The organism is Zafaria cholistanensis, from assembly GCF_008580665.1.
Classification (GTDB): domain Bacteria; phylum Actinomycetota; class Actinomycetes; order Actinomycetales; family Micrococcaceae; genus Zafaria; species Zafaria cholistanensis.
Genome location: NZ_BKDJ01000007.1, coordinates 88498 through 110303, shown reverse-complemented (window position 1 = coordinate 110303; position 21806 = coordinate 88498). Strand labels below are relative to the sequence as shown.

Sequence of the window (21806 nt, the reverse complement as noted above, 5' to 3'; positions counted from 1 at the left end):
CCGGGCCCTACGCCAGAGTGCGCTGCACGGCCTCCGCCACCACGTCCAGGAGTTGCCCCCGCTGCGCGAAGGCGGCGCGCTGCACGTCCGCGCCCGTGCCCTGGGCAAGGATTGCGGCCAGGCCCGCGGAGACCTCGCGTTCCTCTCCGGTTTCCTCCAGCACCGGACGGATGTGCCGCAGCAGTTCGGCCACCGCTTCCGCGGCGGGAACGGCACGGCGGGTGGCCACCTTCACCAGTTCCCCCGACACCCCCGCCCGGCTGGCCTGGAACATCCACACGCGCAGCAGGTCGGAGGTGGCGGGGTCCGGGGAGATGCCGGCGCGCCATTGCCGCGCGGCGGTTTCCACCAGGGCACGCACGACGGCGGCCAGCGTTGCCGCGTGTTGGGGGTCCAGGCAAACGTCCGCCACCCGGACCTCGACCGTGGGCACCCGCGGGGCGAAGCGGGCGTCGAAGTAGAGCATCTTGGTGTCTAAAGGCACCCCGGAGGCCAGGAGCGAGGCGGAACGCAGCCGATAGGCGTGCGCGGATCCAAAGATTGCGCTGGGGCCGGTGGTGGGCCACCGGCCCCAGCCCTGGTAACGGTAGCTGGCGAAGCCGGTGTCCGCGCCCTGCCAGAACGGGGAGTTTGCGCTCAGGGCCAGCACCGTGGGCAGCCAGACCCTCATCCGGTCCAGCACCCCGACTCCCTCTTCCAGGTCCGCCACCGCGACGTGGACATGGAAGCCGCAATACAGGGTTTCGCGGAAAGTGATCCCGAAGGGCTTTTCCATCCGGGCGAACCGCTTGCCCGGAACCATGTGCGGGACCACCTCGAAGGGGAAGGTGGCCAGGGCCGCGACGGCGGCACCGGCCCGTGCCGCTGCGCGGTCGGCGAGTTGACGTCCGCGGCGGATGGTCTCGGCAATCTCGGAAAAGTGGAATACCGGGGGGGAAACGACCTCGATCTGCTCCTGTTTGACCTCGAAGGTCAGCTCCGGTCCGGCCGAAAGCGACGCCGCCCCCGGGATGGCGGTGGCCGATTCGTCCCGGGCGGCGAGGACGGTTTCGGCGGCCGCGAACGGGAGGTTGCTGCCGCGGCCCACCAGCAGCAGTTCCTCTTCGACTCCGAAGCTGCGCAGGGCACCCTCCGCCCGCGGGAGCGCGGCATGGTGTTCCATCGGGACCTCGCCTTCGTCGGTTCCGGGCGCCGGTATGGCTTTCCGCCACGCTAGCACCGCAGGCATCCGTCCGGCAGGGGCCTGCACTGGGCCACGACGAGGCACCGGGCCCCGGCAGGGATGCCGGAGCCCGGTGCCTCGGTCAGGGTCCGGTCAGTAGTTGATGATTTGGGGTTGGGCGAGGTGCTTGAGGCCCTCGACGCCGAACTCCAGGCCGTAGCCGGATTGCTTGGCTCCGCCGAAGGGCATGCGCGGGTCCACGGCGCCGTGCTTGTTGATCCACACGGTGCCGGCCTCGATGCGGGCGGCCACCTCGCGGGCCTTCTCCTTATCGGAGGACCAGACCGAGGCGCCCAGGCCGACCTCGAGGGCGTTGGCCATCTCCACCGCCTCGTCGATCGTGGAGTACTTCACGATGGGCAGGGCGGGTCCGAACTGTTCCTCGGCGACCAGCGGGTTTTCGTTGTCGACGTCCGCGACCAGGGTGGCCGGGTAGAAGAACCCGGGCTGGGACTCGTCCGGGTTGCCACCGGTGACGATGCGGGCCCCGGACTCCTTCGCGGCCTGGACCAGGTTCGCGACGATCTGGTACTGGGACCTGTTCTGCAGGGGGCCGAGCACGTTGTTCTCATCCAGCCCCACACCCATCGGCATGGCGGCCGCGACCGCCGCCAGGGCGGTGACGGTTTCTTCGTAGATATCCTCGTGCACGTAGAGCCGCTTCAGCGCCGCGCAGGTCTGGCCGGTGTTGATGAACGCACCCCAGAACAATCCCTCGGCGATAGCCTTGGGGTCCGCGTCCGGGAGCACGATCCCGGCGTCGTTACCGCCCAGTTCCAGGGTCAGGCGCTTGACGGTGTCGGCGGAGGAACGGATGATCGCCTTGCCCGTGGCGGTGGAACCGGTGAACATGACCTTGTCCACCTCCGGGTGCCCGGCCAGGGCCTCGCCCACGTCCCGGCCCCCCGACACGGCGTGCAGGATGCCCTCGGGCAGGACCGTGTTGAGCACGTGGACCAGGGCCAGCACGGACAGCGGGGTGTACTCGGAAGGCTTCATGACCACGGTGTTGCCCATGCGCAACGCCGGGGCCAGCTGCCACACACCGATCATCATCGGCCAGTTCCACGGCCCGATCGCGCCCACCACGCCCAGCGGGCGGTGGTGCAGCTCGGCCCGTCCGCCCTCGTCATCGAAGAGGACCTCGGGCTCAATCTCGAAAGCCGCGGTCGCGCGCAGCCACGCCGCGCACGCGCCGACCTCGAAGCGGGCGTTCGGCCCGTTCAGCGGCTTGCCCTGCTCCCGCGAGAGCAGCACCGCCAGGGCCTCCGCGTTGGCCTCGATGGCATCGGCGGCCTTGTTCAGGAACCCGGAGCGCTCGGCGTGGGACAGCGCCCCCCAGCCCGGCTGCGCGGCACGGGCCGAGGCAATCGCAGCCTCCAAATCCGCCACCGTATGCTCAGGCGCCCGCCCCACCACCTCACCGGTGGCCGGATCCTTAATCTCCCGACCCCCCACGGCCGGCTCGACCGCGGACAGCAGGTCCTCGAAAGTGGTGCCTTGGATATCTGACTGAGTGGTCATGGTCGCTCCTTATAGTGTTGGTGGGCCAAACGGTTGGTGCGCCGGGCGCTCGGTGGGGCTTGGCCCGGGGATCGGTGACGGATGGTCTGGAAGGCTGGAGATCGGAGGCGTTCAGGCCCTGGGGTCCGGGCCAGGGGCAGGCACCGCGCCGTGGCCGGCAAGTGTGTGGTCCGGACCGTCCTGGTCGCTGACGCTCTGCTGGTCGGTAGTGCTGTGCTGGTCGCTAGTGCTGTCCTGGTCGGTGGTGCCGTGCTCCGCTTCGGGTTCGGCGTCCGCTTCCCCGCCCCGGCCGATGCCCGCGTAGACCTCGGGGCGGGTCCGGGCAATTGACCTGGCCCAGGCGGTGCCGATGACCCCGGCAGCCACGACGATAGTGGGGAGCAGCCACCCGAGGACCCCGGGCTCCTCCAGTCCGATCAGGACGTCGAAGTTCACCGCGATCATGCCGAGCAGGACGGTGAGGGCAGCGGCGGCCAGGGCGGGGGCAACAGCCCGTGTCCAGGGTCCGTGCCCGTGGCGGTGGCGGCGGAAATACCCCACCACGGCCATGGAGGTGAGCGCCATCAGCAGGACCAGCCCGAAGGCCCCCATGTTGGTCAGCCAGGTGAACAGGGTCAGGACGGGAAACAGCGGCCCGTATTCGTGTCCGGCTCCGGCGGCGGCGAACACGGCGAGCACCACCAGCGCGATGCCCGACTGGGCCAGGGAGCCGGCTGCCGGGGCCTGGGTGCGCGGGTTGGTCCGGGCCAGGACTGCGGGCAGGACGCCCTCGCGGCCCAGGGCGAAGAAGTACCTGGCCACCACGTTGTGGAAGGCCACCAGCGAGGCCAGCAGGCTGGTGATGAACAGCAGGGCGGACAGGTCCACAAACCATTGGGGCGTGTGCTCTGACAGGAAGACGAAGAGCAGGTCCGGACCGAACTCCCGCGAGCGTGCCACCACCTGCCCGGCTCCCTCGCCCACGGCCATTGCCCAGGCGGAGAAGGCATAGAAGGCGGCGATGACGACGATGGCGATGAGCGTGGCCCGGCGGGCGGTGGTGCGCGGGTCCTTGGCTTCCTCGTTGTAGATGGCGCCGGATTCGAAGCCCATGAACGCGGCGATGCTGAACGCCAGGGCCGCACCCACGCCGGCCGTGAACAGGGAGTCCGGCGCGAGGGACTGCCCGCCGACTCCCTCCGGAGCAGCGCCGAAGGCGATGGCGTCGTAGACGATGACCACCAGGAACTCCAGGGCCACCAGCAGGCCAAGGACCTTGGCGGAGAGGTCGACCTTGTTCACGCCCAGCACCGCGACCACGGCCCAGCCGGCCAGCGCGCACGCCCACCAGGGCAGTTCGAGGCCGCTGAAACCGCCAATGAAGGAGGACAGGGCGAAGCCGAACAGCCCGTAGATGCCGACCTGCATGGCGTTGTAGGAAAGCAGCGCCACCCATGCGGCCCCGACGCCTGCGGACTTGCCCAGCCCGCGCGCGATGTAGGCGTAGAAGGCGCCGGCGTTGTGCACGTGCTGGCTCATGGCGGAGTAGCCGGCCGAGAAGAGCAGCAGCACGGCCCCCAGCACCACGAAGGACAGCGGAATGCCCAGCAGGCCCGTGACGGCGAAGTTGCTGGTCACGCCGCCGGCGACCACGGTCAGGGGGGCGGAGGCGGCGATGATCATGAAGACGAGTGCCGGGACGCCCAGACGGCGCTGGCCCAGCCCGGCGGCGGGCTGCCGGGAGGGATGGTTCAGGCTCATGGGAACTCCTGGGGCCTGGCGTCCGGGGATGGGACGCGGGGTTGGATGGTACTTGCCTCCACTGTCCCCGGAATGGACCCCCCGGGGCTTGTCATCCCCTGCCCGGCACTTGCCTTCCTGCGCCCGCTTAGGGAGGGCCACGCCTCCCTGAACCGCAGGGGTTTGCCTCCCGGGTTTGCTTTACGGGTTCGCCTCACCGGGCGCGGAGGAAGGCGCCGTCCGGCCCGGCCGGGAAGCCGGGACGGCGGCGACCCGCGGTCAGGAAGCGAGGACGCCCAGCCCGCTGCGGTACTGCGCCGGGGAGATCCCGTAGGCGGCGCGGAAGGCACGGCTGAAGTGGGCTGCGTCCGGCAGCCCCCAGCGCGCGCCGATGGCGCCAACGGGCACCTCCGCGTGCAGCGGATCGGCAAGGTCCCGCCGGCAGTGCTCGAGGCGGCGTTCGCGCACCCAGCCCGCCACGGTGAGCCCCGAGGCGGCGAAGAGCTTGTGCAGGCTGCGCACGGACATGAAGTGCGCTGCGGCGATCATCGCCGGGTCCAGGCCGGGATTGGAGAGTTGGGCCCCGATGAAATGCTGGACCCGGCGCAGCAGGCGCGCGTTGGAACCGACCGCCTGCCCGGCCCGGGAGTAGACCTCGTCCGCGAGGACGGTGGAGAGGAGGTCGACGACGTTCATGGCCAGCCGGTGTCCGATCGGCCCGTCCAGCCTGGGCAGCATGGTTCCGATCTGGCTCAGGAACGGCGCCACGGCCGAGCCGAGGCGGTGTCCGGAATCCATGCGCACGGCGGTGAGTTCCGCAACGTCCTCCGCCGGCAGCCCGGTCAGTTGCTGGGGGAACATCAACACGAGGGTGGTGAAGTCGCCGTCGAAGGACAGCGTGTAGGGACGCCGGGTGTCGTAGATGGCCAGGTCCCCCGGACGCATCACGGTTTCACGGCCGTCCTGGACCAGCAGCGCGTGCCCGCTGACTTGCAGGTTCAGTTTGTAGTAGGGGGTGGCGGACCCGGCGATCAGCCCGGGCGTGCGCTCCACGGCGTGTGGGCCCGCGGCCACCTCCATGATCGCGACCTCGTTGAGCTGGCGTCCGCCCAAGCGCCCGGCGAAAGGCCCCGGGCACACCGCGGTGGCCTCCAGCGGCACGAAGGAGTCGGACACCAGCCGCCGCCATGCGGCAAAGGAGTCGGCGTGCTGGACCTGGTAGGGAGCGGTGGGCATGGGCGGGCCTCCGGAGGGGACGGAACTACCGGTGATGCGTGTCACAGTTATGCCACTTTACGGCAAAACGGAATGAACGTCACTTTTTTCTCCCCCCGTTGAATAACGGGCTCCGGCGCCGGCGCCCCGGCGCCACCGGCTACTGCGCGCCCAGTAGCCCCAGATGCGCATCCAGTTGCGCCTCAAGCTGGTCCGGGGTGTTGAAGTCGGGGTCGAACACCGCGGCGACCTGCGCCCCCTGCAGGAAGGTCAGCAGGGTCTCGGCCACCGCATCCACGGGCAGCCGGGCCGGCGCGGCTCCAGCCGCGCGGGCTTCCCGCAGCCAGGCACGGATCTTCCGCCTCCAGTCCAGGGTCACCGCATCGTACAGTTCGGCCGGTCCCCCACGCTGCAGGGCCAGCGGCCAGAAGGCAATCACCACGCGTGCCTCATCAATGCGCTCCTCGTCCAGCGGCAGGACCTCCAGGCAGAAGGCCCGCAGCGCTTCGAAGCCGCCCTTCCCCTCTGTCACCAGATTGATGCGCGTGCTGGTGCGCTTGAAAACGTGCGCGAAAGTGGCAAGCAGCAGGCTGGCCTTGGTGGGGAAATACGGTTTCACCGCCCCGTTGGCGAAGCCCGCCTCCGCGGCCACGTCGCGCAGCGTCGCCGCGTCCAGCCCGTACCGGGCGATGATCCGCCACGTGGTCTCGACGATCTCTTCCCGACGGCGCTCGTGGTCGACGATCTTGGGCATGGCTCCTTCCCTGGCCATCGTCTGACGGCCCTCCAGCAATCCTAGGCGCCCCCGCGGTGAAGGCTACGCCTTCCGCTGCGCACCCATCACGCAGGCCAGCGAGGCGAGCACTCCCGCCAACGAAAGCGCCAGCATCCCGCCGAACGATCCGCTGGACTGAATCAGGCTGCCGCAGACAACGGGTCCCACCGCGAAGCCGGTGCCAATCATCAGGTTGGTGGTGTTCATGATGTGCCTGCTGCTGCCCAGGCTGGAGAGGCTGGAGAGCAGGTAGGGCAGGATGAAGGTCCAGGCGAACTTGAAGATGACCGCCGCCACGGCGAACCGCACCAGTCCCGGCGTTCCAAAGAACAGCGCAACGCTGCAGGCCATCCCGAGGTAGCCGGCCAGCAGGAACAGGCGCCGCCGCGGCGTATCGCCCAAGAGTGTGGCGACCAGGGCAGACATGATGCCGGCGGCGGTGGCCACGGAGAGCACCAGGCTGGAGGCGGAAAGTTCGATCCCGGCGGCAGCGGAGAGTTGGGCCATGAAGGTCCAGACGCCACTGAGCGAAACGTAGAACAACAGCACCGCCGCCATGCCCAACACGAACCTGCCCACCGGAAGCTTGGCTGGAGCGCCTGCAGGGGCCGCACTGGCGCCGCGGGACGCACGCAGGGCATCGCCGTCGATGCAGCGCACCACAAACAGGCACAGCGCGGCCAGTCCGGCCAAAGTCCAGTAGATTGCCGCCACGTCCGCGCCGGCGTACAGCGCGGGGAACACGGCCAGGATCACCGCGCCCATCGCCAGTTGGAAGACCACGAAGATGCCGAAAGCCCGGCTGGGGTTGGAGGTCCTGCCGCTCAGCGACAGGATGATGACGGTGATGGACCCGGCGGCCAGCGAGGTGACGACGCGGGCCACGACCAACAGCGCAAAGCTGTCAATAAAGCCCGAGGCAAGGTTGCCGGCGATGACGATCGCGGTGAACAGGTAGGTCGCGGTGCGCAGGTCCATGCGCGTCAGCCACAGGTAGGCCGGCACGGTGGCCATGCTGAAGGCGCCGAGCTCCAGCGAAAACAGCATGCCCAGTTCCACGGGGGTCAGGTTGAACTGCGCGGCCAGCTTGCCGGCGATTACCGGGGCGACCAGCAGCACGGTGTAGAGCACGGCGCTGAAGACGGCAATGTACGTATAGGTGCCGCGGTCGGTCCCGGCACGGGCGCGGGGGGAAGCCAGGGTGGTGGCCATGGGGGTGCCTTTCTTAACGGAGGGAGGAACGCTGGGGGCAGTCAGGCCTGCGCGGAGGCGGCGAACGCGTCCTGCCCGGCTCCCGCCCCGGCGTCGAACACCTTTTCCCCGGCAAACCAGGTCTGGCGGGCGGTGATGAACCGGACCCGGTCAATGTCGATTGCGTGGGGGTCGTCGGAGAGCAGCACGAAGTCCGCCGACTTCCCGGGGACGAGGGAACCGGCGACGTCGTCGATGCCCATGGCCTCCGCGCAGGCGGTGGTGTAGACCCGGATGGCCTCCTCGAGCGTGATCGCCTGCCCCGGCCAGAGCGTTCCCGGGAACTGGCCGGTGGGATCCTTCCGCGTCACCAGCCCGTAGACCCCCTCCCACGGATTGGGGGAAACGCTCACCGGCCAGTCCGAACCGCCGGCCACCCGGGCCCCGGCGTCCAGCAGCGCCCTGTTCGGCTGCATCTTTTCGGCCCGCTCCGCGGGCAGCACCGTGGCGATCGCCTCGGAAATGGCGCCGGGGAACCACAGCGACGGGGAAATGTCCGCGGTCACGTCCAGGTCGGCGAAGCGCGGGATGTCCTCCGGGTGCACGAACTGCCCGTGGGCGATGTGGTAGCGAACCTGCGTATGGCCGGCCGCGCGGACCTTCTCCACGGTGTCCAGCACCAGGCGCACGGAGGCATCGCCGGTGCAGTGGATCTTCGCCGAGATCCCGCGTTCGGCGGTGCCCATCAGCCACCCCTCGAGTTCGGCCGGATCCATGGTGGTGGTGCCGCAGTGGCACTCCGGGAACCCGGCCGCGGGCAGGTAGGGCTCGATGAACGCGGCGGTGCCGGCCGGCGGAACCCCGTCGAGGAAGATCTTTATGAAGTCCGGCCGGTGGTGCGCGGAACGGAGCTCTTCACGATGGGCAATGATGTCCTCCCCCAGCGGGGTGGTGCCAAAGATGAAGTCGTTGGCCTGCATGCTGGTCACTACCCAGGCCTGCAGGCCTCCGTCGTCGTCCAGCTTTTTCAGCGCCCGCATCAGTTGCAGCGAGGCGGCCGCATCCTGGAATCCCGTGATGCCGTAGGAGTGCAGGATTTCGATCCCGCGGGCCGCGGCTATGCCCAGGTCCGCGATAGACACCGGCTGCAGCCGTGCGAGGGCCCGCTCGACCAGCACCCCGCCGGCTTCGATCAGCACCCCCGTGGCCCGGCCGGAGGCATCCCGCAGGATCTGCCCGCCCTCGGGGTCCGGGGTGCCTCCGCCGATACCCGCCAGCTCCAGGGCCTTCGAGTTGGCCCAGCGGTTGTGCTTGCTGTCGTCCTTGAGCAGTGCCGGACGGCCCCCGGTTGCCGCATCCAGCCGGGCCAGCGCCTCGGGAGTGTTCAGTTCGGGCAGCAGGCCTGATCCCCAGTTCCCACCCACCACCCACTCCTCCGGGCCCAGGCCGGAGGCATAGGCGGCAATCGCCTCCAGGAAGCCGTCCAGCCCCAGCGTCGGCGGCGCGTCCAGCTCGAACAGGTCCATCTGCCCCGCGAGCATGTGGTGGTTGTGCACGTCCAACAGCCCGGGCATCACGTAGCGCCCCTCCAGATCGACCACCTCGGCTGCCCCCGCGGCGAGCGCGGCGGCCTCTTCGCCGAGGGCAACGATTCGGCCGGCGGAGACCGCCAGGGCATCGGTCCGCGCGAGTTCCGGGTCGAGGGTGTCGATCACGCCGTTGATAAGAACGAGGTCTGCACTCTGTGCTGCCATCTCGCGGATCCTTTCGGAAGGGGTGCATGGGGAACGTGCAAGCAATTTCTACACCGGGAGGTTTTCCAACCTGTTTCAGGGTGCTTGCCGGCGGAAGTGTCCGGCGGCCGGCTGGCCGGGGGCCCGGAGACGGCCCCTCCAGCTTGCGGCCGGCGCGCGCGGCACGGCTTGGCTTTGGGCGTCCAGCATTTGGCAGCCCGCGCCCCGTGGATCCCCAACCGCCCGGCGCAGCGCGCGCCTCGGCCCGCACGACATACCCCATCAGCCCCTCAAAGAAAACCCTTGTCCTGCCCCGAAGGATTCGCTAACCTCTACAGTCAGAGAAAATAAATGTGGCACCCGCCACACCCCGCCCCGCGCCCGGCCTCATCGCGTGCCCCCGGCGCGGGACCGCCACTACCCCTCTCCCGCCCCGCCCGCCCGGGCGCCGGAACGGTTCGCCCAGCACCACGGGGCTCCCGTCCCCGGCATCCGTCTTCCCTCGCCCGTTCCTGACCTTGGAGACACCATGACCTCGTGCCATTCCACCCCGGATGCCGGCTCCACCCCCGCCAGCCTGCTGACCGTGGCGCCCGCCGGGGCCTATTCGCTGCCGACCGCGGAGGAGATCACCGCCGTGCGCGGCCTCCTGGCCAAGGCGGGCCTGTTTCCGGAGACGGCACGCATCGCCTACCTGGGGCTCCTTGACCCCCGCTGCGAAGGGGATTCCCCGGCGGTGGACCGCCGGTTCCGGATCTTCCTGCTGGACACCACCGGTGGGGCGCCGAAGGACGTCGTGGTCTCGGCCACCCGCGCCGAGGTCGAATCCGCCGTCGAACTGGACCCCGCCGCGAACGGCCACCTGCCTGTCCTGGAGGAGGAATTCGAGGTCGTCGAACAGGTCCTCTCCACCCACCCGGAGTGGCTTGCCGCCCTGGCCAAGCGAAACCTCGACGTGGACAAGGTGCGCGTCGCCCCGCTCTCCGCCGGCGTCTACGACTACCCGGAGGAGGAGGGCCGGCGCATCCTGCGCGGGCTGGCCTTCGTGCAGGAGCATGAGGCCGACTCCGCCTGGGCACACCCGGTTGACGGGCTCGTCGCCTACGTGGACGTCACCTCCGGCAAGGTCAACCAGGTCCTGGACTTCGGCGCCGTTCCCGTTCCGGCCGAGCACGGCAACTTCACCGACCCGGAACTGACCGGCCCGCTGCGCACCACGCAGAAGCCCATCGAGATCACCCAGCCCGAGGGCCCGTCCTTTACCGTGGCCGGAGGCAACCACGTCGAGTGGGAGAAGTGGAGCCTGGACGTGGGCTTCGACGTCCGCGAGGGCCTGGTGCTGCACAACATCGGCTTCGAGGACGGCGGGCGCGTGCGCCGCATCCTCAACCGCGCCTCCATCGCCGAGATGGTGGTCCCGTACGGGGACCCGTCGCCGGTGCGCAACTGGCAGAACTACTTCGACACCGGGGAGTACCTGGTGGGCCAGTACGCCAACTCGCTGGAACTGGGCTGTGACTGCCTGGGCGAGATCCACTACATCTCCCCGGTCATCTCCGATGCCTTCGGCAACCCGCGCACCATCCACAATGGCATCTGCATGCACGAGGAGGACTTCTCCATCCTCGCCAAGCACTCCGACCTCTGGAGCGGGGTGAACTACACCCGCCGCAACCGCCGCCTGGTGATCAGCTTCTTCACCACCATCGGCAACTACGACTACGGCTTCTACTGGTACCTCTACCTGGACGGCACGATCGAGTTCGAGGCCAAGGCCACCGGCGTCGTGTTCACCAGCGCCCAGCCGTCCAAGGACTACCCGTACTCCTCGGAGATGGCCCCCGGCCTCGGTGCCCCGTTCCACCAGCACCTCTTCGGCGCCCGCCTGGACTTCGCCCTCGACGGCGGACCCAACCGGGTGGTCGAGGAGGAGGCCGTGCGCGTCCCGGTCTCGGCCGAAAACCCCCGCGGCAACGCCTTCACCCGCAAGCGCACCGTGCTGGCCCGCGAATCCGAGGCCGTGCGGGACACCGACATGGCCTCCGGCCGCGCCTGGATTGTGCAGAACGAGCAGTCGCGCAACCGCCTGGGCGAGCCGGTGGGCTACAAGCTGCACCCGCAGGGCCACCCGACCCTGCTGGCCGACCCCTCCTCCTCCGTGGCCCGGCGCGCCGCCTTCGCCACGAAGGCCCTGTGGGTTACCCGGCGCAGCGAGGATGAGCGCTACCCCACCGGGGACTTCGTCAACCAGCACCCGGGCGGCGCCGGCCTGCCCGCCTACATCGCGCAGGACCGGGACATCGACGGCCAGGAAATTGTCCTGTGGCACACCTTCGGACTCACGCACTACCCGCGCGTCGAGGACTGGCCGATCATGCCCGTGGACCACGTGGGGTTCAAGCTGCGTCCTGAGGGCTTCTTCGACCGCTCCCCGGTCCTGGACGTCCCGGCCCCGGCACCCGGCAAGCACTGCCACCAGTAGGGCGGCAGTGGCCCAGACCGCGTTGTGGACGGCCGCCCCGGCCGGCCACAACCGCCCCAAGGCATCCGTCCCGTGCGGGCCGGCGTCCCCCGCCGCGCCCCCCGCGGTGCCGGCCCGGGCGGCCGCCGGGCTGGCCGCGGCCGCGTTCGCGGCCCACGGACTGCTGCTCGCCACGCACCACCACGGCCCCTGGCTGACGGCACTGTTCGCCGCCATGTCCCTGGCCTGCGGCGCCTGCGCCGTGAAGACGTGGCGCAGGCCCTCGGTCCACGGGTTGTCCTCGCTGCTGGCCATGTCCCTGGCCATGATGGTGCTGCACCTTGCGCTGTTCCTCGGCCCCGGCGGGACCTCCACCGGGCACGGGACACACCATGCGGCGGTGCCAGCGGCGCCGGCTCCGGCGGGGCAGAACCTGCCCGTGCAGGCTGCGGCGGGGCTGGGCTCCGGCCTGCAGGGAAGCCTGATCCCGGGAGACGGGACCCAGGGAGAAGGCGCCCAGGGAGACGGAGCCCAGGGAGACGTCCAGGGAGGCGGGTTCCCCGAAGAAGGCGCCCAGGGAGGCGCGATGCTGGGGATCGCGGGGCTGGAACTGGCGGTGGCCTGGTCGGCCGGGTTCGCGCTGCGGCGCCGGCGCTAAGCCCGCCCGTCCGGCCAGCCCAGCCAGCCAAACCCGTCCAGCCAATGCCGTCCAACCAGGGCCGTCCAACCAGGGCCGTCCTCCGGCCTCCCCGGGGTGGGCGGCTGTCCGGCGATCCGTTCCGGAAACCCGGCGTCATACACGGGAGGCACACCAAAACGGCGGCGGAAGGGGTTCTCCTTCCGCCGCCGTTTTGGTGTGCGTGCGGCTAGAGTGCGCCGCCGGCCGCGGTGGGGGCGGAGGCGTCCTGGCCGGAGTCGCCCACGGTTTCACGGGCAACGAAGTTCTCGATGTCGAAGAGGTTGTTGGTGCGCTCGGCGATGGTCAGCAGCGTGTTCATCGACGCGACCTCCTCGACCTGCTCCTTCAGGAACCAGAGCATGAACTGCTCGCCCAGGGCGTCGCCCTCGGCACGGGCCGCGGCGAAGAGCGCCTCGATTTGGGAGGTGACCTGCTTCTCCTGGTTCAGGGCCAGTGCGATGGGCGCCTTGTGGTCGGCGAAGTCGTTGATGGGCTGGGAAACCCCCGGGATGGACGTGGGCAGGTCGCGGTCCAACTGGTACTGCACCAGCATCATGGCGTGGTTCCGCTCCTCGACGGCCTGCTCATAAAAGTGGCGGGCCAACTGCGGAAGGTCCTGGTTGTCGTACCACACCGCGATTGCGATGTACTGCTGGGAGGCCGCAAACTCGTGGCCGATCTGCTCGCTGAGAAGTTCCTTGAAAGTTGCCATGCGCCCACGCTACCGGCCGGCCATCCTGCGTGGTAGCAAGGAACGCCTAGCCAAACCGGGGCCCGGGCGGGGGCGCGGGACGGATGTACGGCACGGTTGTACCGGGGCGAAATCGGGCCTTTGCCGGACACGGAACCGGCGGAGGCGCACCAGGGGCCTCCGCCGGTTCCGTGGGGTGTCAGACCAGCCCGTCGCTGAGGTGGTTTGGCGTTCCGAAACGGTGCGCCGTGATGGACACGGCCTGTTCGTGGAGGAACGTCAGCAGTTCCACCCGGCCGGCGGAGACCACGTCGCCGGCGTAGATGGCGACGTCGGGCTTTCCCCCGGTCGCGGCGGCGGTGGCGGACACCGAGCCGCCGATCAGGCGAATCCGGGCGGCCGACTCCGGGCCGGTCTTCCCGGCGAGTTCGCGGGCGCGCCGCGCCCACTGGTCCGCGTCCTCGATCCGGACGGGAACCCCGGCCTTGGCCAGCGCGGCCATGAGCGGGGCGGGGAGTTCGACGGCGCTGCTCACCGTCAGGTGGGCTCCGGATGTTTGGACACCGGATGTTTGGACACCGGATGCCTGGACGCCGGAGGTTTCGATGCCGGACCAGGCGCGCAGGCCTGCCGCGGCCACCCGCAGCAGTTCGGCGGGTCCGTGGCCGGAAGTTTCCGCCTCATAGCGCACGGTCACCGGGACCGGGCGGTAGCGGAACACGTTGCGCTCCGCGGCCAGCCCGGAGACATCCTTCGCGGTGCCGAACTCTGCGCGCCAGGCGGCGGCGTCAGTCGCGACCGCCTGCTCCAGCCAGGCGGCGTCGGCCTCGGGCAGGCCCGCGGCGCGGGCCGCCTCCAGCAGCGGAGCGGCCAGGCCGGTGGCCGGTGACGGCGCGGAACCACGGTCCGCAGCGTCAACGGGGGCGTCCTTCCAGGACCCCAGCCCGATCAGGTAGTTCGGGCCGCCGGCCTTGGTGCCGGCGCCGATCGCCGACTTCTTCCACCCGCCGAACGGCTGGCGGCGCACGATCGCCCCGGTGATGCCGCGGTTGACGTACAGGTTTCCGGCCTGCACGTTGTCCAGCCAGTAGCCCAGCTCCTCCGGGTTCAGGGAGTGCAGTCCTGAGGTGAGCCCATAGTCGATGTCGTTGACGATGCCCACCGCTTCCTCCAGCGTCGCGGCCGTCATCACGCCCAGGATGGGGCCGAAGTACTCGATCCGGTGGAACTCAGATCCTGGCTGGACGCCGGCCCGGATGCCCGGGCTCCACAGCTTCCCCGAGGCATCCAGCGGGCGCGGTTCCAGCACCCAGTGCTCGCCCTCGCCCAGCACGGTCAGCCCCCGCAGCAGCTTGCCCCGGGCCGGCTCGATGACCGGGCCCATGCGGGTGCGCGGGTCCCAGGGGTAGCCCACGTGCAGCGAACGGACGGCATCGACCAGCTGGTCGCGGAAGCGCCGGGAGGTGGCGACGGAGCCAACCAGTACCACCAGGGACGCGGCCGAGCACTTCTGCCCGGCGTGCCCGAACGCGGAGGCCGCCACGTCCCGGGCGGCCAGGTCCAGGTCCGCGGACGGGGTCACGATGATCGCGTTCTTGCCGGAGGTCTCGGCCAGCAGCGGCAGGTCCGGGCGGAAGGAGCGGAACAGCTCGGCGGTCTCGTACCCGCCGGTGAGGATCAGCCGGTCCACGGCCGGGTGGGAGATTAACTGCGTGCCGAGCTCGCGCTCGGAGAGCTGGACGTACTGGAGCACGTCGCGCGGGACGCCCGCCTCCCAGAGGGCCTCCACCATCACCGCACCGCTGCGCGCGGCCGGGTGGGCCGGCTTGATGACGACGGCGGAACCTGCGGCGAGTGCCGAGAGGGTGGAACCGGCGGGAATCGCCACCGGGAAGTTCCACGGCGGGGTCACCACCGTCAGCTTCGAGGGCACGTAGGTGGCGCCGTCGACGCGCTCAAGCTCCTGGCCGAGACCGGCGTAGTAGTGGGCGAAGTCGATGGCTTCGGACACCTCGGGATCGCCCTGGTCCAGGGTTTTGCCGCACTCGGAGCCCATGACCTCCAGCAACTCGGCGCGGCGCGCCTCCATGACGACGCCGGCCCGGTGGAGGATCTCGGCGCGGCGGTCCGCTCCCAGCGCCTGCCAGCCGGCAGCCGCCGCCACTGCGGCGGACATGACGTGCTCCAGCTGCTCGGGGGTGGTGAGGGTGTTCTCGCGGACGGTCGCGGCACCGAGGCCGGAGCCGCGCATGCGCCCGGTGATCGCCCGGCCCCAAGTGCGGTTCGCCGGCAGGTCCGGATCGGTGTCCGGGGTGTTGGTGAACTCCGCCCGGCCGGCGGCCAGGTCCGCGATCCGCGCCTCGGCGGCCGCGGCGTCGAACGCGGAGCGGTCCTGGGTGCGGTTCGGGCCCGGCACCTCGGCAGTCAGCGCGTCCAGCGAGGCCAGGAAGCGCTGCTTTTCGCGCTCGAAGAGCGCTTCGTTCGCCTCCAGTTCGAAGACGGCGGACATGAAGTTCTCCTGGCTGGCGCCCTCCTCGAGGCGGCGGATCAGGTAGGCGATGGCGACGTCGAACTCCCCCGGGTGCACCACCGGGGTGTACAGCAGCAGCGAGCCGACTTCACGCCGGACCGCCTCGGCCTGACCGGTGGCCATGCCCAGGAGCATCTCGAACTCGATCCCGTCCGTGACGCCGCGGGCCTTGGCCAGCAGCCAGGCCAGGGCAATGTCGAAGAGGTTGTGTCCGGCCACGCCGATGCGCACGTTGGCTGTCCGGTCCGGCTCCAGCGCGTAGTCCAGGACCGCCTTGTAGGAGGTGTCCGTTTCCTGCTTGCTGCCCCAGGTGGCCAGCGGCCAGCCGTGCAGGTCCGCGTCGACCGTTTCCATCGGCAGGTTGGCGCCCTTGACCACGCGGACCTTGATGGGAGCGCCGCCGGCCTTGACGCGGGCGGCCGTCCACTCCTGCAGCCGCATCATGGCCGAGAGCGCGTCCGGCAGGTAGGCCTGCAGGACGATGCCCGCCTCGAGGTCGCGGAACTCGGGACGGTCCAGGATCCGGGTGAAGACCGCGATGGTCAGCTCCAGGTCCTTGTACTCCTCCATGTCCAGGTTGATGAACTTGCGCCGGGGCGTGGCGGAGGCGGCCAGGCGGTAGAGCGGGGCGAGCTGCTCTTCGATGTGGGCCACGGCCTCGTCGAAGGCCCAGTGGTTGTGCGGGGCGACGGTGGAGGAGACCTTAATGGAGACGTAGTCGACGTCGTCCCGGGCCAGCAGGCGGCGGGTGCCCTCCAGCCGCCGGGCTGCCTCCGCCTCGCCCAGGATGGCCTCACCCAGCAGGTTCACGTTCAGGCGGACGCCGTCCCTGCGGATCTTCGCGATGGAGCGGCCCAGCTTGGCGTCGGTGGCATCCACGATCAGGTGTCCGACCATCTCGCGCAGGACGCGGCGGGCCACGGGCACCACGACCCCCGGCAGCACCGGCGCCAGCGCCCCGCCCAGCGCCACGGCCGAACGCATGTACCAGGGCAGGAAGGAGGGGACCTTCGGCGCCAGCGCGCGCAGGTTGCGGGCCGCGACCGAGAGGTCCTCGGGGCGCACGACGCCGTCGACGAAGCCGACCGTGAAGTCCAGCCCGTTGGGGTCCTTCAGGACGCCCGCGAGCTGCGCGGCCGAGGCATCCACCGGAACCTGGGCCGCCTCGGTGAGCCACCGGCGGACCAGGGCCACTGCGTCTTCGGCGAGGTCTTGGGGCCGGGGCTGGGGGCACCCGGCGTGCTGACCGGCACCGTGCGGGTCCGGGCCGGAGCGGCGGGAAACCCGGGGACGGGCGGACTCCCGGGGTGCGGTGCCGGAAGGGATCGGGGGCGTCAGGTGCACGGTGGTGGACTCCTTGGGGCGTGCGGGAAGGGGGAAGGGAGGCTGTTCCGCATGGTGGTGCGGAGTGCCAACCCAGTATGCGGCGCGAATTACATTAGAAAAAGCACGGAAATCCGGAGGATAATGTTCGGAAATCCTGAACGATTTACCGACCCTTTCGGAGGCCCAAGATGCTCGATATACGCCGCCTGCGCCTGCTGCGCGAATTGAGCATCAGGGGCACCGTTGCCGCCGTGGCGGCGGCCCTCAACTACAGCCCCTCCTCGGTCTCCCAGCAGCTGTCCCAGTTGGAGCAGGAGGCCGGGGTGGAACTGCTGCGCAAGAGCGGGCGGCGGCTGCAGTTCACCCCGCAGGGACAAGTGCTGGTGGCGCACGCCGCGGAACTGCTGGACTCGCTGGAACGCGCCGAGGCGGCGCTCGCCTCCACCCAACCGGCCGTCGCCGGAACGGTGCGGTTGGCCGTCTTCCAGACGGCGGCACTGGCCCTGATCCCGGGCATGCTGCGCACCCTGCGCTCCAGCCATCCCGGCATACGGGTGGAGATGGTGCAGCACGAGCCGGAGACGGCCCTGCGGGAAACCTGGGCGCGGACCTTCGACCTGGTGGTGGCCGAGCAGTATCCGGGGCACGCGGCCCCGCACCACCCGGGCCTGGACCGGGAGCCGCTGATCCACGACGCCATCCGGCTGTGCCTGCCCGCCGCCGGTGCCCCGGCCCAGTTCGGCAGGGCGGTCTCGCTGGAGCAGGTGGCCCGGCTTCCCTGGGTCATGGAACCGCGCGGGGCGGCGTCGCGGCACTGGGCGGAGCAGGCCTGCCGTTCGGCCGGGTTCGAGCCGGACGTGCGCTTCGAGACCGCCGATCTCCAGGCCCATGTGCGCCTGGTCGAATCGGGCCATGCCGTGGCCCTGCTCCCCGACCTGGTCTGGGTCTCCCGGGAGGCGCGCATCCGCCAGGTGGACCTCTCCGGGAGGCCGCACCGGACGGTCTTCACCGCGATGCGGGAATCCAGCGCCGGCCATCCGGCCGTTGCCGCCGTCCGGCGGGCGCTGGCGGCGGGCGCGGCGGCACTCTCCACGGGCCGTCCGCCGGCGCCGGAGCGCCCCGCCAAACCGTCGCGGTAAATCACGCCTCAGTGACGGCCGCCACCTGCTGCCCGATTCACTGCCATACTCGTAGGCGTTCCCGTGCCGCCCCCGCGGCGTTGGGGGGTGCCCCTCCCCCTGACGAGGACCTGCGAGAACCGCGCTTACCGCGCCAAGATTCAAGGAACACCATGACTGAACAAGGATTTCAACTCCTGGCGATTGGACTGTATTTCGCCGCGATGCTCGCCATCGGCTACTACGCGTTCCGGCAGACCGAGGACCTGGACGACTACATGCTTGCCGGCCGCTCGCTCAAGCCCGGCGTGGCCGCACTCTCCGCCGGCGCTTCCGACATGTCCGGCTGGCTGCTGCTGGGGCTGCCCGGTGCCATCTACGCGGCCGGTTTGGTTGAGGCGTGGATCGCCATTGGCCTGACCATCGGCGCGTGGCTGAACTGGAGGTTCGTCGCCCCCCGGCTCCGTTCCTACACCGAGGTCTCCAACAACTCGATCACCGTGCCGAGCTTCCTCGAAAACAGGTTCAAGGACAAGACGCGCCTGCTGCGCGTGGCCTCCGGAGTGATCATCCTGGCCTTCTTCACCTTCTACGTCTCCTCCGGCATCGTCGCCGGCGGCGTCTTTTTCGAGGCGACGTTCGGTGCCCCCTACCTCGTGGGCATGCTTCTGGTGGCCGGCATCACGCTGGCCTACACCCTCTTCGGGGGGTTCCTCGGCGCCACGCTCACCGACGTGGCGCAGGGCCTGCTCATGCTGGCCGCCCTGATCGCCGTACCGCTCATTGCGCTGGTTTCCATGGGCGGTTGGGGCGAGGTGGCCGCGGGCATCGGTGCGGCCGACGCCGCGGCGAACGCCGCCGGTGCGGAGGCCGAACTGCGCCGCACGTCGCTGCTTTTCGGCGGCACCGCCCTGGGCGTCGTTTCCGCCGCAGCGTGGGGGCTTGGCTACTTCGGCCAGCCGCACATCATCGTTCGCTTCATGGCGCTGCGTTCCCCGGCGGATGCCCGGGCCGGCCGCCGGATCGGCATCTCCTGGATGGTCGCCACGGCGCTGGGCGCCATCCTCACGGGCCTCATCGGCATCGCCTTTATCCAGAGCCGCGGCCTGACGCTGGATAACCCCGAGACGGTGTTCCTGGTGCTTTCGCAGACCCTGTTCCACCCGTTCGTCGCCGGGCTGGTCCTCGCCGCCGTGCTGGCCGCCATCATGTCCACCATCTCCTCGCAGCTGATCGTCTGCTCCTCGGCCCTGGTGGAGGACCTGTACAACATTTTCGGCCGGAAGCTGGCCCCGAAGAAGCAGGTCCTGCTGGGCCGCATGGGCGTGCTCGTCGTCGCCCTGGCCGCCGGCCTGCTGGCACTGAACCCCAGCGGCACAATCCTGGATCTGGTCGGATTCGCGTGGGCCGGCTTCGGAGCCGCCTTCGGCCCGGTCATCCTGCTCTCCCTGTTCTGGAGGCGGATGACCGCCATGGGTTCGCTCGCCGGCATGGTCGCCGGTGCGGTGACGGTGGGCATCTGGGGCAACGTGCCCGCCCTCTCGGATGCGATGTTCGAGATCGTCCCTGGCTTCATCGCCTGCACCGTTGTCGCGGTCCTGGTCTCGGTGGCCACCCACCGCCACAGCGACGAGGTCCACGCCGAATTCGCCGAGATGGAGCGGCGCCTCTAGCGGCCTGGAACGCCCGGGCCGCTACAGCGCGGCCTGGGCGTGGCCGTTAATGGCATCCGCCGCACGGATGAGCGCCAGGTGGGAGAAGGCCTGCGGGAAGTTCCCGGCCATCCTTCCGGTGTGGGCGTCGTACTCCTCGGCCATCAGCCCCAGCCCGTTGGCGTAGCCGACCAGCCGGTCCATCAGTTCCCGCGCATCCCCGATCCGCCCGGACCGGGCGTACTGCTCGGCCAGCCAAAAGGAGCAGGCCAGGAAGGGGTGCTCCCCCGGCGGCAGCCCGTCGATGCCGTCCTGCGTCCGGTAGCGCAGCAGCAGGCCGTTTCCGTCGAGCAGGTCGCGCTCCAGGCGCGCTACGGTGCCCAGCATCATCGGGTCGTCGTAGGCCACGAACCCCACCTGGGGCAGCACCAGCAGGGAAGCGTCCACCTCGGTGCCGGCATAGGTCTGGGTGAAGGTGTTCTCCTGCCGGTTGAAGCCGTGCTTGAGGATCTCCGCGCGCAGGCGGTCGCGCAGCAGCGCCCACCTGGCGGCGTCGCCGTCGAGCCCGTGGTCCCGCACCGCCCGCACGCCCCGGTCGAACGCGGCCCACATCATCACCCGCGAATGGGTGAAGTGCTGCTTGTCCCCGCGCATCTCCCAGATTCCGTGGTCTTTCCGGTCCAGGTGGCGTTCCACGTAGCCCAGCATGGCCGCCTGCAGCGGCCAGGAGAAGTTGTCCTCGATGCCGCCCATGTTGCGCAGCTTCTCCAGGGCCACCAGGACCTCGCCGACCACGTCCCCCTGGTACTGGCCCACCGCGCCGTTGCCGATCCGCACCGGCAGCGAGCCCAGGTACCCGGGCAGGTGGGGCAGTTCCCGTTCCGGAAGCTCGCGTTCGCCGGACACGCCGTACATCACCTGCAGGTCCTCGGGGTCCCCGGCCACCGCCCGCAGCAGCCAGTTGCGCCACCGCTGGGCTTCCATCTCATAGCCGTGGGTCATCATCGCCTCCAGCGTCAGGGCCGCGTCGCGCAGCCAGCAGAAGCGGTAGTCCCAGTTGCGTTCCCCGCCGAACTCCTCCGGCAGCGAGGTGGTGGGCGCGGCCACGATCCCGCCGGTGGCCTCGTCCGTAAGCGCGCACAGCACCAGCAGGGACCGCCGCACGATCGCGTCGTAGGACTCCTGCCGGGGAATGTCCCGGGCCCACTTCTGCCAGTAGGTGGTGGTGTGGTGCAGGGCGGCGCCGACGTCGAGCATCTCCGGAACTTCGCGGTGGGACGGGAACCAGCACAGCTCGAAGTCCACCACCGTGCCCGCGTCCACCGTGAAGTCCACCAGGTGCCGGTGGTTGGCCGGCTGGGGTATCCGGTCCGAGACCCTCGGCAGCCGGTCGCCGTGGAGCACGACCGCGTCGGGCCCGGCCACCGCCACGATCGAGCGCAGCCCGCGGTCCTCCCCGTACCGGCGGACCCACGGCAGCACGGCCCCGTACCCGAACCGGATGCGCAGGTCCATGTGCATCGGCACGCTCCCGGCCAGGCCCTCCACCCGCCGCACCAGCGAGGCGCGGCGGTCCCCCACGGGCATGAGGTCGGTGACCAGCACCTCCCCTCCGGCCGCGCGCCACAGCGTGCGCAGCACAAAGGTGGATTCGACGTAGGAGCGCTCCACCACCACGGGTGCCCCGTAGGGCACGGCCCCCCGGGGACGGCCCACGCTGGCGCCGTCCGGGGCGAAGTGGTCGACGGCGCCGGCCGGGGCCAGCAGCCAGCGTCCGTGGTCGGCGGTGCCCAGCAGCGCGGAGAAGGCCGACGGCGAATCGAACCGCGGCAGGCACATCCAGTCAATGCTGCCCGTGATGGAGACCAGGGCCGCGGTCCGCTGGTCCGAGAGAAGTGCGTAGTCCTCGATCGGGGAAGCCATTTACCGAGCCAATCGCATCCGGCGGTCCGGGGCAAGGGAGCCTGCCC

Annotated in this window: 14 protein-coding genes; 4 read left to right on the top strand and 10 right to left on the bottom strand. The window is 70.3% G+C overall.

Annotated elements, in window-relative coordinates; all coding sequences use genetic code 11:
• Positions 1 to 7: 7 nt before the first annotated feature.
• From NCCP_RS08250 to NCCP_RS08220, 7 genes are all read right to left on the bottom strand, one after another.
• On the bottom strand, positions 8 to 1162 hold the full coding sequence (locus NCCP_RS08250; RefSeq protein ID WP_149956764.1) for a glutamate--cysteine ligase: 1155 nt from the start codon (positions 1160 to 1162) through the stop codon (positions 8 to 10).
• Between the two features lie 153 nt (positions 1163 to 1315).
• On the bottom strand, positions 1316 to 2746 hold the full coding sequence (locus NCCP_RS08245; RefSeq protein ID WP_149956763.1) for an aldehyde dehydrogenase family protein: 1431 nt from the start codon (positions 2744 to 2746) through the stop codon (positions 1316 to 1318).
• Between the two features lie 111 nt (positions 2747 to 2857).
• Positions 2858 to 4486, bottom strand: coding sequence for an APC family permease (locus NCCP_RS08240; protein WP_149956762.1), 1629 nt, complete (start codon positions 4484 to 4486; stop codon positions 2858 to 2860).
• Between the two features lie 258 nt (positions 4487 to 4744).
• On the bottom strand, positions 4745 to 5701 hold the full coding sequence (locus tag NCCP_RS08235; RefSeq protein WP_149956761.1) for an AraC-like ligand-binding domain-containing protein: 957 nt from the start codon (positions 5699 to 5701) through the stop codon (positions 4745 to 4747).
• A 139-nt stretch (positions 5702 to 5840) separates the two neighbouring features.
• Positions 5841 to 6434 carry a TetR/AcrR family transcriptional regulator gene (locus NCCP_RS08230; RefSeq protein ID WP_149956760.1) on the bottom strand — a complete coding sequence of 198 codons (594 nt, stop codon included), beginning with the start codon at positions 6432 to 6434 and terminating at the stop codon, positions 5841 to 5843.
• A 63-nt stretch (positions 6435 to 6497) separates the two neighbouring features.
• Positions 6498 to 7667: an MFS transporter gene (locus NCCP_RS08225; protein ID WP_149956759.1), complete on the bottom strand. Its 1170-nt coding sequence runs from the start codon at positions 7665 to 7667 to the stop codon at positions 6498 to 6500.
• Positions 7668 to 7708: 41 nt separating this feature from the next.
• Positions 7709 to 9400 (bottom strand): amidohydrolase, encoded by a 1692-nt coding sequence (locus tag NCCP_RS08220; protein WP_149956758.1) that lies wholly within the window; start codon positions 9398 to 9400, stop codon positions 7709 to 7711.
• A 508-nt stretch (positions 9401 to 9908) separates the two neighbouring features.
• Between NCCP_RS08220 and NCCP_RS08215 the strand changes: the two genes are divergently transcribed.
• Complete coding sequence (locus NCCP_RS08215) at positions 9909 to 11861, top strand: primary-amine oxidase (protein WP_149956757.1); 1953 nt, start codon at positions 9909 to 9911, stop codon at positions 11859 to 11861.
• A gap of 7 nt (positions 11862 to 11868) precedes the next feature.
• The gene (locus NCCP_RS08210) at positions 11869 to 12498 is read left to right on the top strand and encodes a hypothetical protein (protein ID WP_149956756.1); all 630 of its coding nucleotides are present in this window, start codon (positions 11869 to 11871) and stop codon (positions 12496 to 12498) included.
• Between the two features lie 208 nt (positions 12499 to 12706).
• Here NCCP_RS08210 and NCCP_RS08205 read toward each other — a convergent pair whose 3' ends face one another.
• Together NCCP_RS08205 and NCCP_RS08200 are read right to left on the bottom strand one after the other, a co-directional pair.
• Entirely contained in the window at positions 12707 to 13231 is a 525-nt protein-coding gene (locus NCCP_RS08205) for a ferritin (RefSeq protein WP_149956755.1), read from the bottom strand.
• A gap of 178 nt (positions 13232 to 13409) precedes the next feature.
• A complete protein-coding gene (locus NCCP_RS08200) occupies positions 13410 to 16934 on the bottom strand; it encodes a proline dehydrogenase family protein (protein ID WP_225873762.1) in 3525 nt (1174 codons plus the stop codon).
• Between the two features lie 320 nt (positions 16935 to 17254).
• Between NCCP_RS08200 and NCCP_RS08195 the strand changes: the two genes are divergently transcribed.
• Both NCCP_RS08195 and putP read left to right on the top strand, forming a co-directional pair.
• The gene (locus NCCP_RS08195; protein WP_149956754.1) at positions 17255 to 18205 is read left to right on the top strand and encodes a LysR substrate-binding domain-containing protein; all 951 of its coding nucleotides are present in this window, start codon (positions 17255 to 17257) and stop codon (positions 18203 to 18205) included.
• Between the two features lie 152 nt (positions 18206 to 18357).
• Positions 18358 to 19857 (top strand): sodium/proline symporter PutP, encoded by a 1500-nt coding sequence (gene putP, locus NCCP_RS08190; RefSeq protein WP_149956753.1) that lies wholly within the window; start codon positions 18358 to 18360, stop codon positions 19855 to 19857.
• A gap of 21 nt (positions 19858 to 19878) precedes the next feature.
• Here putP and NCCP_RS08185 read toward each other — a convergent pair whose 3' ends face one another.
• Positions 19879 to 21759, bottom strand: coding sequence for a glycoside hydrolase family 15 protein (locus tag NCCP_RS08185; RefSeq protein WP_149956752.1), 1881 nt, complete (start codon positions 21757 to 21759; stop codon positions 19879 to 19881).
• Positions 21760 to 21806: the final 47 nt, after the last annotated feature.